This is a genomic window from Pseudomonas sp. R4-34-07, assembly GCF_003852375.1.
Taxonomy (GTDB): Bacteria; Pseudomonadota; Gammaproteobacteria; order Pseudomonadales; family Pseudomonadaceae; genus Aquipseudomonas.
Map to the genome: position 1 here is coordinate 53,494 of NZ_CP027760.1, position 13,359 is coordinate 66,852.

At 60.7% G+C, this 13,359-nt stretch carries 11 protein-coding genes; 10 read left to right on the forward strand and 1 reads right to left on the reverse strand.

Annotation, left to right across the window (positions count from 1 at the left end; translation table 11 throughout):
• The first annotated feature begins 246 nt into the window (after positions 1-246).
• From C4J85_RS00255 to C4J85_RS00280, 6 genes are all read left to right on the forward strand, one after another.
• The gene (locus tag C4J85_RS00255; RefSeq protein WP_124408715.1) at positions 247-999 is read left to right on the forward strand and encodes a gluconate 2-dehydrogenase subunit 3 family protein; all 753 of its coding nucleotides are present in this window, start codon (positions 247-249) and stop codon (positions 997-999) included.
• Between the two features lie 3 nt (positions 1,000-1,002).
• A complete protein-coding gene (locus C4J85_RS00260; protein ID WP_124408716.1) occupies positions 1,003-2,787 on the forward strand; it encodes a GMC family oxidoreductase in 1,785 nt (594 codons plus the stop codon).
• A 12-nt stretch (positions 2,788-2,799) separates the two neighbouring features.
• Positions 2,800-4,098: a cytochrome c gene (locus C4J85_RS00265; protein ID WP_124408717.1), complete on the forward strand. Its 1,299-nt coding sequence runs from the start codon at positions 2,800-2,802 to the stop codon at positions 4,096-4,098.
• A gap of 70 nt (positions 4,099-4,168) precedes the next feature.
• A complete protein-coding gene (locus C4J85_RS00270; RefSeq protein ID WP_124365274.1) occupies positions 4,169-5,227 on the forward strand; it encodes a PA0069 family radical SAM protein in 1,059 nt (352 codons plus the stop codon).
• 230 nt (positions 5,228-5,457) lie between these two features.
• On the forward strand, positions 5,458-6,186 hold the full coding sequence (locus C4J85_RS00275; RefSeq protein WP_124402587.1) for a carbonic anhydrase: 729 nt from the start codon (positions 5,458-5,460) through the stop codon (positions 6,184-6,186).
• 85 nt (positions 6,187-6,271) lie between these two features.
• Positions 6,272-7,819, forward strand: coding sequence for a SulP family inorganic anion transporter (locus C4J85_RS00280; RefSeq protein ID WP_124360621.1), 1,548 nt, complete (start codon positions 6,272-6,274; stop codon positions 7,817-7,819).
• Between the two features lie 128 nt (positions 7,820-7,947).
• Here C4J85_RS00280 and C4J85_RS00285 read toward each other — a convergent pair whose 3' ends face one another.
• Complete coding sequence (locus tag C4J85_RS00285; RefSeq protein ID WP_124408718.1) at positions 7,948-8,595, reverse strand: hypothetical protein; 648 nt, start codon at positions 8,593-8,595, stop codon at positions 7,948-7,950.
• Between the two features lie 365 nt (positions 8,596-8,960).
• Here C4J85_RS00285 and coxB point away from each other — a divergent pair, with 365 nt between their 5' ends.
• From coxB to C4J85_RS00305, 4 genes are all read left to right on the forward strand, one after another.
• Positions 8,961-10,088, forward strand: coding sequence for a cytochrome c oxidase subunit II (gene coxB / locus C4J85_RS00290; RefSeq protein ID WP_124408719.1), 1,128 nt, complete (start codon positions 8,961-8,963; stop codon positions 10,086-10,088).
• A gap of 58 nt (positions 10,089-10,146) precedes the next feature.
• Complete coding sequence (gene ctaD, locus C4J85_RS00295) at positions 10,147-11,733, forward strand: cytochrome c oxidase subunit I (RefSeq protein ID WP_124360624.1); 1,587 nt, start codon at positions 10,147-10,149, stop codon at positions 11,731-11,733.
• Positions 11,734-11,880: 147 nt separating this feature from the next.
• Complete coding sequence (locus tag C4J85_RS00300) at positions 11,881-12,432, forward strand: cytochrome c oxidase assembly protein (RefSeq protein WP_124408720.1); 552 nt, start codon at positions 11,881-11,883, stop codon at positions 12,430-12,432.
• Between the two features lie 35 nt (positions 12,433-12,467).
• Positions 12,468-13,355 (forward strand): cytochrome c oxidase subunit 3, encoded by an 888-nt coding sequence (locus C4J85_RS00305; RefSeq protein WP_124365281.1) that lies wholly within the window; start codon positions 12,468-12,470, stop codon positions 13,353-13,355.
• The last annotated feature ends 4 nt before the right edge of the window (positions 13,356-13,359 follow it).

The window sequence follows — 13,359 nt, forward strand, 5'->3', positions numbered from 1 at the left end:
TGTTGATGGCGCACAGAGTCGTTTGTACGGGGTGAATGAGGTGTGAGGGGCTCGTCAAAGAATCGTGAATCATCCGGCCTGCCCCAGTGTTTTTGTCACCGAAGCCCTTTCCTCGATGCTTAGCCTGCTATCATTTGTAACCATTGTTTGCGAGAGTGATCTATCTTTGGATCCATTCCTCGGCAAATCTTCACGCTGCTCCCAGAAGCGGCTGATCAATCCGTGACCACATGATGAGGTGCACCCATGTCTGATCAAGATCAAGACAACCCCCGGCGTGAGTTTTTGCGCAAATCCTTGACCTTGATCCCGGTGGTCACGGTTGCCAGCACTGGCCTTGGCGGTTCGATGCTGATGGCCACGCCCGCACCTGCCGAGGCAGCGCCAGCCAAGCCTGCGGCCAGTGACAAGGCGTATGAACCGACCTACTTTACCGCCGAAGAATGGGCGTTCATCAACGCTGCCGTCGAGCGCTTGATCCCTGCCGATGCCCAAGGCCCGGGTGCCCTGGAAGCCGGCGCTGCGGAATATATCGACCGTCAGATGAATACGCCGTACGCCAGTGGCGCGCTGTGGTTCATGCAAGGCCCCTTCAACGCCGATGCCGCGCCGGAGATGGGCTGGCAAAGCAAGCTGGTGCCCAAGGAAATCTATCGCTTGGGTATCGCGGCGACGGATGCCTGGTCGAAGGCGTTCAACGGTAAGGCTTTTGCTGCGCAAGACAGCGCTACCCAAGACGACATGCTGCACCGCTTGGAGGCGGGTGCCACTGAGCTGAGCGCTCATTTCGAGGCGGTGCCGCCAAAGATGTTTTTCAACCTGCTGCTGCAGAACACCAAGGAAGGCTTCTTCTGCGACCCCATCCACGGCGGCAATAAAGGCATGGTCGGCTGGACCTTGATCGGTTTCCCCGGCGCCCGCGCCGATTTCATGGACTGGGTCGAGCGCAACGAGCAGTACCCCTTCCCGGCTGTTTCCATTCGCGGCGAGAGGGCTTAACCCGTGGCGACCATCATGAAGAAAGTGGACGCGGTGATCGTGGGCTTCGGCTGGACCGGCGCGATCATGGCCAAGGAGCTGACCGAAGCGGGCCTCAACGTGGTAGCGCTGGAGCGCGGCCCGATGCAGGACACCTACCCGGACGGCAACTATCCCCAGGTCATCGACGAATTGACCTACAGCGTGCGTAAAAAACTCTTCCAGGACATTTCCAAGGAGACGGTGACCATTCGCCATAGCGTGAATGACGTCGCCCTGCCCAACCGTCAGCTTGGCGCTTTTTTGCCGGGTAATGGCGTCGGCGGTGCAGGCCTGCACTGGTCGGGCGTGCATTTTCGCGTCGATCCCATCGAGCTGCGCATGCGCAGCCACTACGAAGAACGCTATGGGAAAAACTTCATTCCCAAGGACATGACCATCCAGGACTTCGGCGTCAGCTACGAAGAGCTGGAACCGTTTTTCGACTATGCGGAAAAAGTCTTTGGCACCTCGGGCCAGGCCTGGACCGTCAAGGGGCAGTTGGTGGGTGAAGGCCGCGGCGGCAACCCCTATGCACCGGACCGCTCGAACCCGTTCCCGCTGGAGTCGCAGAAAAACACGGTCTCCGCGCAGCTGTTTCAGAAAGCGGCTGCCGATGTGGGTTACAAACCCTACAACCTGCCGTCGGCCAACACCTCCGGGCCCTACACCAACCCTTACGGCGCGCAGATGGGGCCGTGCAACTTCTGCGGCTTTTGCAGTGGCTACGTGTGCTACATGTACTCCAAGGCGTCGCCGAACGTGAACATCCTGCCGGCGTTGCGTCAGGTGTCGAATTTCGAGCTGCGGCCCAATGCCCACGTGCTCAAGGTCAACCTCGACAGCACCCGGAAGAAAGCCACCGGCGTGACCTATGTCGATGGCCAGGGCCGGGAGTGCGAGCAACCGGCAGACCTGGTGATCCTCGGTGCGTTCCAGTTCCATAACGTGCGCCTGATGCTGCTGTCGGGCATCGGCAAGCCGTACGACCCGATTACCAATGAAGGCGTGGTGGGCCGCAACTTTGCCTACCAGAACATGGGCACCATCAAGGCGTTCTTCGACAAGGACACCCACACCAACAACTTTATCGGCGCGGGCGGCAATGGCGTGGCCATCGACGACTTCAACGCCGACAACTTTGATCACGGCCCGCACGGCTTCGTGGGCGGCTCGCCGATGTGGGTCAACCAGGCGGGCAGTCGGCCGATTGCCGGCACCTCCAATCCACCGGGCACCCCGGCCTGGGGCAGCGCGTGGAAGCGCGCCACCGCCGATTACTACACCCATCAGGTATCGATGGACTCCCACGGCGCCCATCAGTCCTACCGGAGCAATTACCTGGATCTGGACCCGGTTTACCGCGATGCCTACGGCCTGCCGCTGTTGCGTATGACCTTCGACTGGCAGGAAAACGACATCAAGATGAACCGCTTCATGATGGACAAAATGAGCAAGGTCGCCCAAGCCATGAATCCCAAGGCGATCGCCGTGTTGGGCAAGAAAGTCGGCGAGCATTTCAATACGGCGGCGTACCAGACCACGCACCTCAACGGCGGCGCGATCATGGGCACCGACCCGAAAACCAGCGCGTTGAACCGCTACTTGCAGAGCTGGGATGTACACAACGTGTTTGTCCCGGGGGCGTCGGCGTTCCCACAAGGCCTGGGCTATAACCCTACCGGCCTGGTAGCAGCGCTGACCTACTGGTCGGCTCGGGCGATCCGCGAACAGTACTTGAAAAACCCCGGCCCGCTGGTCCAGGCATAAGGAGCGATGACCATGAAAGCACTCGTTATCGCCTCATTGGCGCTGTTCAGCAGTTGCTCGGTCAGCGCGGCTGAGGCCGAGCTGATCAAGCAAGGTGAATACCTGGCCCGCGCCGGTGACTGTGTGGCCTGCCACACAGCCAAGGGCGGCAAGCCATTCGCCGGCGGCCTGCCGATGGAAACCCCCATCGGTGTGATTTATTCCACCAACATCACCCCGGACAAGACCGGCCTGGGCGACTACAGCTTCGAAGACTTCGACAAGGCCGTGCGCCATGGCGTCGCCAAGAACGGTAGTACGCTTTACCCGGCGATGCCCTACCCGTCTTACGCGCGTGTCAGCGACAGCGACATGCAGGCCTTGTATGCCTACTTCATGAAAGGCGTTGAGCCGGTCGCCCAGCAGAACAAGGACAGCGATATTCCCTGGCCGTTGAGCATGCGCTGGCCCCTGGCGGCGTGGCGCTGGATGTTCGCGCCGGCAGTCGAGGAGCAACAGGTACAGGCCGCCGCCGACCCTGTGGTCAGCCGTGGCGCTTACCTGGTCGAAGGCCTCGGCCATTGCGGTGCGTGTCACACGCCGCGCGCCCTGACCATGCAGGAAAAGGCCCTGAGCGCCGCTGACGGCAACGCGTTCCTGTCCGGTAGCGCGCCGCTGGAAGGCTGGATTGCGAAAAGCCTGCGCGGCGACCACAAGGACGGCCTCGGCAGTTGGAGCGAAGAGCAATTGGTGCAATTTCTCAAGACCGGGCGCAGTGATCGTAGTGCGGTGTTTGGCGGCATGAGCGATGTTGTAGTCCACAGCATGCAATACATGTCGGAAGACGACCTGACCGCTATCGCTCGTTACCTCAAGAGCCTGCCGGCGGTGGATCCCAAGAACCCGCCGCACCAGTACGACAAGCAAGTGGCCCAGGCGCTCTGGAAGGGTGATGACAGCCAGCCGGGCGCCTCGGTGTACATCGACAACTGCGCGGCTTGTCACCGTACCGACGGGCATGGCTACACGCGGGTGTTCCCGGCGCTGGCGGGCAACCCGGTGCTGCAGACGGCAGATGCCACGTCGCTGATCAACATCGTGTTGAACGGCGGCACCTTGCCAGCCACCCACGCCGCGCCGTCGACCTTCACCATGCCGGCATTTGCCTGGCGCCTGTCGGACCAGGAAGTGGCGGATGTAGTCAGTTTCATCCGTGGCAGTTGGGGCAATCAAGGCACGCCAGTGAGCGCCAGTGACGTGGCCGACCTGCGCAAGAACGATATGCACACCACCTCGGGGGATGATTTGGGGCAGGTCACGCAAAAGCACTGACCGCCAAACGGCACTGGTCAGAACCCTCACGCCTCGATACTGTATATAAAAACAGTATCGAGGCGTTTTCATGACGACTGCACTGCCACCCCGTGGCCGGGGCACGGCCACCAACCTGCACAACCGTTTCGCGCCCACCGTCAGCGTGGCCGAGGACGACGGCTGGTTTCAGGAAGTGCCGCCCACCCAGGGCACCGAAGTGCGTATCGAAACGGCCAAGACCATCATCACCCGCAATAACTCGCCGGACTTGCCGTTCGATCGCTCGATCAACCCTTATCGTGGCTGCGAGCACGGCTGCATCTACTGCTATGCGCGGCCCAGCCACGCGTATTGGGACATGTCGCCGGGGTTGGATTTCGAAACCAAACTGATTGCCAAGAGCAACGCCGCCGACGTGCTGGAGCAGCAGCTGTCGAAGCCGGGGTATGTGTGCGCGCCGATCAACCTGGGCTCCAACACCGACCCTTACCAGCCGATCGAGCGCGAATACAAGATTACCCGGCAAACCCTTGAGGTGCTGCTGCGCTATCGGCACCCGGTGACCATCATCACCAAAGGCTCCCTGATCCTGCGCGATCTGGACCTGCTCGCCGAGCTGGCCAGCCAACGACTCGTGGCCGTGATGATCAGCCTTACCAGCCTGGACGATGAACTCAAGCGCATACTGGAGCCGCGCACCGCGGCGCCCAAGGCGCGGTTACGGGCGATACGGGTGATGCGCGCGGCGGGTATTCCGGTCGGTGTGCTGTGTTCGCCGATGATTCCGATGATCAACGACAGCGAGTTGGAAAGCCTGCTCACCGAGGCCCATGCCGCCGGTGCGCAAAGTGCCGCATACATGATGCTGCGCTTGCCGCTCGAGGTGGCGCCGCTGTTCGAAGAGTGGCTGGCGGCGCATTACCCGCAGCGCGCGGCGCACGTGATGAGCCTGGTGCGTCAGGTGCGCGGTGGCGCGGTGTACGACAGCCGCTTCGGCGTGCGCATGCGCGGCGAAGGGCCGTTTGCCGATTTGCTGGCGCAGCGTTTCAGCAAGGCGATCAAACGTCTGGGGCTCAATCGCCGTGAAGGCTTCGATCTGGATTGCACGGCGTTTTGTCCACCTGGCCGGCAAATGGCATTGTTGTAGACTCAAGAGGAGAAATGCGAAACATCTGTAGGAATAATCGCGTTTTGATATCACTGAAACCCGCGATCTAGAGCGGTTGATTCAGTTTGAGTTAAGTTTCGGTGGGTACCTTGTTCAGCGAGTGACTGATGAGTCGGCGCCCTGGGCTGTGGAGGTTTCCCAACTTTTTCACTGCCCGGACGTCGAACTGGCCTGGAACACTTACCCTGCATTGATCAAGAGGATGAATCATGAGTGATAAGGATAAACAGCCGTTGGCTGCGTCGGCTTCAGCCTCTCAGGCGGAAACCGCCGATGCAGCGCTGCAGCACATTGTTGACGGCTTTTTGCATTTCCATCACGACGTCTTCCCCCAGCAGGAAGAACTCTTCAAGAAACTTGCCACGGCTCAAAGTCCCCGTGCGATGTTCATCACCTGCGCCGATTCGCGCATCGTGCCGGAGCTGATCACCCAAAGCTCCCCTGGCGATCTGTTCGTCACCCGTAACGTGGGTAACGTAGTGCCGCCTTATGGCCAGATGAACGGCGGCGTGTCCACGGCCATCGAGTACGCGGTACTGGCGCTGGGCGTGCAGCACATCATCGTGTGCGGGCACTCCGACTGCGGCGCCATGCGTGCGGTGCTCAATCCCGACAGCCTCGAGAAAATGCCAACGGTCAAGGCCTGGTTGCGGCATGCCGAGGTGGCCAAGACCATGGTCCACGACAACTGCGACTGCGCCAATGAAGGCGAGAGCATGAAGGTGCTGACCGAAGAAAACGTCATCGCCCAGTTGCAGCACTTGCGCACCCACCCTTCCGTGGCCTCGCGCATGGCCAATGGCCAATTGTTTATCCACGGCTGGATCTACAACATCGAAACCAGCGAGATCCGGGCCTACGACGCGGATCAGTCGGCGTTCCGACCGTTGGGCGGTGAAGGTCCGATTCCATCCGCGACGCCTAAAGCGCGCTTCTAACACACTTCCCTGCCGGGTAAAGCGGTGGCTGCCATGGATGCAGCCAGGCTTTACCGCGCCCGGCGAATGCCTCGGGAGAGTCATCATGCGTGCTGCTCAATTGAAAGCTGTTTTGCCTCGGGAGCTGCTCGCCTCCGTGGTGGTGTTTCTGGTCGCCCTGCCTTTGTGCATGGGTATCGCGATCGCATCCGGCATGCCGCCGGCCAAGGGCTTGATCACCGGGATCATCGGTGGTCTGGTGGTGGGCTGGTTGGCGGGTTCTCCGCTGCAAGTCAGTGGCCCGGCAGCGGGGTTGGCGGTGTTGGTGTTCGAGCTGGTACGCCAGCACGGCATGCTGATGCTGGGGCCAATCCTGTTGCTGGCGGGCTTCCTGCAATTGGTGGCCGGGCGTCTGCGCCTGGGCTGCTGGTTCCGCGTGACGGCGCCGGCGGTGGTGTACGGCATGCTGGCGGGGATCGGCGTACTGATTGTGCTGTCGCAGGTCCATGTGATGCTCGACAGTGCGCCCAAACCTTCAGGGTTGGATAACTTGGCAGGCTTCCCGGCGGCATTGATCGAAGCGATACCCACCCTCGGCGGCGGGCTCGGCTGGCAGGCGGGCTTGCTCGGTGTATCGACGATGCTGGTGATGTACCTGTGGGATAAATTCCGTCCACAACAACTGCGCTTCGTGCCAGGGGCTCTGCTGGGCGTAGGCCTGGCAACGGTGACCAGCCTGGTGCTGGCGTTGCAGGTCAAACGTGTGGAAGTGCCGGAAAACCTGGCCGACGCCATCGATTGGCTGCGCCCCAGCGACCTGCTCAACCTGGCTGACCCGCAGCTGCTGATCGCCGCATTTGCCGTCGCCTTTATCGCCAGCGCCGAAACGCTGCTGTCCGCCGCAGCGGTCGACCGCATGCACAGCGGCCAGCGTTCGGATTTCGATAAGGAGTTGTCCGCTCAAGGCGTAGGCAACATGCTGTGCGGACTGGTCGGTGCCCTGCCGATGACCGGCGTGATTGTACGCAGCTCGGCCAACGTCCAGGCGGGCGCCACCACGCGCTTGTCAGCGATGTTCCACGGCCTGTGGCTGCTGGGCTTCGTGTTGTTGCTGTCGAGTGTGCTGCAGAGCATCCCGGTGGCGAGCCTGGCGGGCGTGCTGGTGTATACCGGGATCAAGCTGGTGGACGTGAAGGCGTTCAAGGCATTGGGGCGTTATGGCCGCATGCCGATGTTCACCTACGCGGCCACGGCGCTGGCGATCATCTTCACCGACCTGCTGACCGGTGTACTGGTGGGCTTCGGGCTGACGCTGGTCAAGCTGGCCTTCAAGGCCTCACGGCTGAAAATCAGCCTGATCGACTTGCCTCAGGACGGCGAGATGGAGTTGCGACTGATCGGTGCCGCGACGTTCCTGAAAGTGCCGGCGTTGACCCAGGTGCTGTCGACGGTGCCGATGGGAACCACCGTGCATGTGCCGCTCAATAACCTGAGTTATATCGACCATTCCTGCCTGGAGCTGCTGGAGGAATGGGGCCGGGCCAATGCGGCCAAGGGCTCGAAACTGGTGATCGAGGCGCGTGGGTTGAAGCGCCGGTTGGAAGGCCGGATAAGGACCACCACGGGGATCGGCTCGGCGCCCTCAATCGGCTGACGGAGCCGGTTCAAAATGTGGGAGGGGGCTTGCTCCCGATTGGGGTGTGTCAGCCAAATAGATTTTGACTGGTCCACCGCTATCGGGGGCAAGCCCCCTCCCACATTTGTTTTGTGTCCAATTTGGGATTAAGTCGGCTGATCCAGCGCCAACTCCACTCCAAGCTGGCGCGACAGGCACGGCCAGCGCTTCCATGCCGCTTCCGTGTCCGGGCTTTTCAACTGCTCGCGGTATGTCTCGACCGACTCCAGCGCAAAGCTCTCTTCGTCAAGCATCTCATCCACTGCCATGTGCACCGCTTCATCCAGCTGATTGGCGAAGTCTTCACCGATCAATTGGTGGGCAATCAGGTTGGCGACCGTGGTGTCCGCCGGGATCAGCGGCTGGCCGAAATGCTTGATATACAGGTCGTTGACCTCCTCTACCAGGCGATGGGCCAGGTAGGCTTCGTCCAGCAAACCGTCCAGGCCTTCGTGGCCCGCCAGAATTGCCGGCGGCTGCAGGAAGAAGTGCTCGGCAATCTTCAGCACAGGCTTGATCTGGCTTTCGATTCCGGCTTCGCGCGCTACGTCGTTGGCGGCTTCGAGCAAATCCGGGACGAGGTCGATGTACGCGGTGACAAAGCGGGTCATGATAATGTTGCGATCACCGTCAACCAGGGAAATGGCCGAATGCAGGTGCGGCAATTGCTTTTCCAATTGCTGGGCAAGCTGGCCCGTGGTTGCTTCGTGTTGATGGGCACGGGAAATCTGCTCGCGCAATGCGGCGGTGTTCATGAAGGCTCCGGTCAGGCGTAGGAAAAGGGAGAGGATAAGGTAGCTCGGTTATACGAGCACCTAAGACGCATTTGTCATAATTATTTCATGGTTATACGCACACGTTATATCGAATTGCCATCGCTCGTCGGATAAACGATTCCGCCGCCCGTTTTATTGGGCCCGTCTGTCTGTTTTCACTCATTTGCCCCTACACATTGCGGGGTCGCTGCGGCTGTCTATACTCGGATTTGTAGGCAATTGGCTGATGACGCCCGACTGCATGACGCAGCAAGGCTTGGCGGTGGTAAGCAGTTTGGAAGCCGCTCCCTTCGCCGCAGGTGCAAACCGGCGGGATAACAAGAAACATAAAAGGGGAACCCGCAATGACGCGACATCCACACGTTTGGATGGGCTTAGTGTTGTCGTCGGTATTCGGCCAGGCCCACGCCGCCTGGACAACGAATATGGCGCCAGGTGCTACTGAAGTCAGTCACGCTGTGTTTGACCTGCACATGACCATTTTCTGGATTTGTGTAGTGATCGGCATCGTCGTGTTTGGCGCGATGTTCTGGTCGATGATCCTGCACCGCCGATCCACGGGCCAGGTAGCGGCCAAGTTCCACGAAAGCACCACGGTGGAAATTCTCTGGACCGTGGTGCCATTGCTGATCCTGGTGGCCATGGCCATTCCGGCGACCAAGACGCTGATCAACATCTACGACAGCAGTGAGTCGGATATCGATATCCAGGTCACCGGCTATCAGTGGAAGTGGCATTACAAATACCTGGGCCAGGACGTGGAGTTCTTCAGCAACCTGGCCACGCCGGCCGAGCAAATCCATAACCAGGCCACCAAGGGCGAGCACTACCTTCTCGAAGTCGACCAGCCGCTGGTGTTGCCGGTGGGGGCAAAAGTGCGCTTTTTGGTGACCGCCGCCGACGTGATTCACTCCTGGTGGGTGCCGGCCTTTGCGGTCAAGCGTGACGCCATTCCCGGCTTCGTCAATGAAGCCTGGACCCGTGTCGAGAAACCCGGCATCTATCGCGGCCAGTGCGCCGAATTGTGCGGCAAGGACCACGGGTTCATGCCCATCGTGGTCGAGGTCAAGTCCAGGGCCGACTACGACACCTGGCTTGGCGAGCGCAAGCAAGAGGCGGCCAAGCTCAAGGAATTGACCTCCAAGGAATGGACACTCGACGAACTGGTGGCCCGCGGCGACAAGGTCTACCACACCACCTGCGTGGCCTGTCACCAGGCTGAGGGCCAGGGCCTGCCGCCCATGTTCCCGGCGCTCAAGGGCTCGAAAATCGCCACCGGGCCTGCCGCCGATCACCTGAACCTGGTTTATCACGGCAAGCCAGGTACCGCGATGGCCGCGTTCGGCAAACAACTCTCGGAAGTCGATATCGCTGCGGTCGTGACCTACGAACGCAATGCCTGGGGCAACAACAAAGGCGACATGGTCACGCCAAAAGACGTGCTGGCCATCAAACAGGCGCAAAGTAAATGACAGCCTCCCTTGCCACCGTCCAGACCCGCCCCGCCCACTCGCTTGCAGGAGAACGGTCATGAGCACTGTGATCGATGACCATGGTCACGCCGACCACGCCCACGGCCCTGCGAAGGGATTGATGCGCTGGGTGCTGACCACCAACCATAAAGACATCGGCACGATGTACCTGTGGTTTGCCTTCACCATGTTCCTGCTGGGCGGTTCGTTCGCCATGGTGATTCGCGCCGAACTGTTCCAGCCCGGCCTGCAGATCGTGCAGCCGGCGTTCTTCAACCAGATGACCACCATGCATGGCCTGATCATGGTGTTCGGCGCGGTGATGCCGGCCTTTGTCGGCCTGGCCAACTGGATGATCCCGTTGATGATCGGCGCACCGGACATGGCCCTGCCGCGCATGAACAACTTCAGTTTCTGGCTGTTGCCGGCGGCGTTCCTGTTACTGGTCTCGACCCTGTTCAGCCCCGGCGGCGGGCCGAATTTCGGCTGGACGTTCTACGCCCCGCTCTCCACCACCTATGCGCCGGAAAGCGTGACCTTCTTCATCTTCGCCATCCACCTGATGGGCATCAGTTCGATCATGGGCGCGATCAACGTGGTGGCGACCATCCTCAACTTGCGCGCGCCGGGCATGACCCTGATGAAAATGCCGCTGTTCGTGTGGACCTGGCTGATCACCGCGTTCCTGCTGATTGCGGTGATGCCGGTGCTGGCCGGTTGCGTGACCATGATGCTGATGGATATCCACTTCGGCACCAGCTTTTTCAGCGCGGCGGGCGGTGGTGATCCGGTGCTGTTCCAGCACGTGTTCTGGTTTTTTGGCCACCCTGAGGTGTACATCATGATCCTGCCGGCGTTCGGGGCCGTCAGCTCGATCATTCCGACCTTCTCGCGCAAGCCGTTGTTTGGCTACACCTCAATGGTCTACGCCACGGCCAGCATCGCGTTCCTGTCGTTCATCGTGTGGGCGCACCATATGTTCGTGGTCGGTATTCCGCTGGTGGGCGAACTGTTCTTCATGTACGCCACCCTGCTGATCGCGGTGCCCACCGGAGTCAAGGTGTTCAACTGGGTCAGCACCATGTGGCAAGGTTCGCTGACCTTCGAGACGCCGATGCTGTTCGCGGTGGCCTTCGTGATCCTGTTTACCATCGGCGGTTTTTCCGGGTTGATGCTGGCGATCGCGCCGGCGGACTTCCAGTACCACGACACCTACTTCGTGGTGGCGCATTTCCATTACGTGCTGGTGCCCGGCGCGATCTTCGGCATCTTTGCTTCGGCCTACTACTGGCTGCCTAAATGGACCGGCCACATGTACGACGAAACCCTGGGCAAGCTGCACTTCTGGCTGTCCTTCGTCGGCATGAACATGGCGTTCTTCCCGATGCACTTCGTGGGCCTGGCCGGCATGCCGCGCCGGGTGCCGGACTACAACCTGCAGTTCGCCGACTTCAACATGGTCTCGTCCATTGGCGCGTTCATGTTCGGCGCCACGCAGATTTTCTTCCTGTTCATCGTGATCAAGTGCATCCGCGGCGGCCCGCCCGCGCCGGCCAAGCCTTGGGACGGCGCCGAAGGCCTGGAGTGGAGCGTGCCCTCGCCTGCGCCGTACCACACCTTCACCACGCCGCCGGAGGTGAAATGAATACCTTTGCGCGCTGCGAACGCGGTCACTGTGGGAGGGGGCTTGCTCCCGATAGCGGTGTGTCAGCCACCCTCATCATGGGTGGTAAAACCGCCATCGGGAGCAAGCCCCCTCCCACACTGACCGCATTCACCTCAGGTGGGCGTCATGGCTGACTCCATACCCCTCAAGCGCCTGGTCACGCGCCTGCTTATCCTGGTGCTGGCGATGTTCGCCTTCGGCTTCGCCCTGGTGCCGATCTATGACGTGATGTGCAAGGCATTCGGCATCAACGGCAAGACCGGCGGGCAGTACGAAGGCGAGCAGGTCGTCGACCCGTCGCGCCAGGTGCGGGTGCAGTTCCTGTCCACCAACGCCATCGATATGGTCTGGGATTTCTATGCCAAGGCCGACGAGGTGGTGGTCAACCCGGGTGCTGTGACCGAGATGCTGTTCGTCGCGTACAACCCGACTGACAAACCGATGACCGCCCAGGCGGTGCCGAGTATTTCCCCGGCCGAAGCGGCGATGTACTTCCACAAGACCGAGTGTTTTTGCTTCACCCAGCAAGTGTTGCAGCCAGGCGAACGTATCGAGATGCCAGTGCGCTTCATCGTCGATCGCGCCATGCCCAAGGATGTGAAGCATTTGACCTTGGCCTACACGCTGTTTGATATCACTGCGCGCCAGCCGCCCGTGGCGGCCCACAGCGGCGGCTAGCTACTGTTTGCCCGCTCAATCAGGAGAGCGAATACATGTCGACTCATGATACGTACTACGTACCAGCGCAAAGCAAATGGCCGATCATTGCCACGATTGGCCTGTTGGTCACCGTGTATGGACTGGCCGTGTGGTTCAACGATCTCAAAGCGTTGCGCCCGGAATCCCACGGCCCGTGGATCTTCTTCGTCGGCGGTCTGTTGCTGGCCTACATGCTGTTCGGCTGGTTCGGCGCGGTGATCAAGGAAAGCCGCGCCGGCTTGTACAGTGCGCAAATGGACCGTTCGTTTCGCTGGGGCATGACCTGGTTCATCTTTTCCGAAGTGATGTTTTTCATCGCGTTCTTCGGCGCGCTGTTCTATGTGCGTACCTGGGCGGGGCCATGGCTGGCAGGTGAGGGACCCAAGGGCGTCGCGCATATGCTGTGGCCGAATTTCGAATTCGCCTGGCCCTTGCTGAACAACCCGGACCCCAAGCTGTATCCGGCGCCCAAAGGCACAATCAGCCCGTGGGGCCTGCCGTTGGTAAACACTATCCTGCTGGTGAGTTCCAGCGTGACCATCACCATCGCCCACCATGCCTTGCGCAAAGGGCACCGTGGCGCGCTGAAGATCTGGCTGGCGCTCACCGTGCTACTGGGCCTGGCGTTTCTCGGGTTCCAGGCCGAGGAGTACATCCACGCCTATAAAGAGCTGGGCCTGACGCTGGGTTCGGGCGTGTACGGCGCGACGTTCTTCATGCTCACCGGGTTTCACGGTGCCCACGTGACCATCGGCACGATCATTCTGTTTGTGATGCTGATGCGCATCCTGAAGGGGCATTTCAATGCCGAGCACCAGTTTGGTTTCGAGGCGGCCAGTTGGTATTGGCACTTCGTGGACGTGGTGTGGATCGGGCTGTTTTTCTTTGTGTATGTGCTGTGAACCG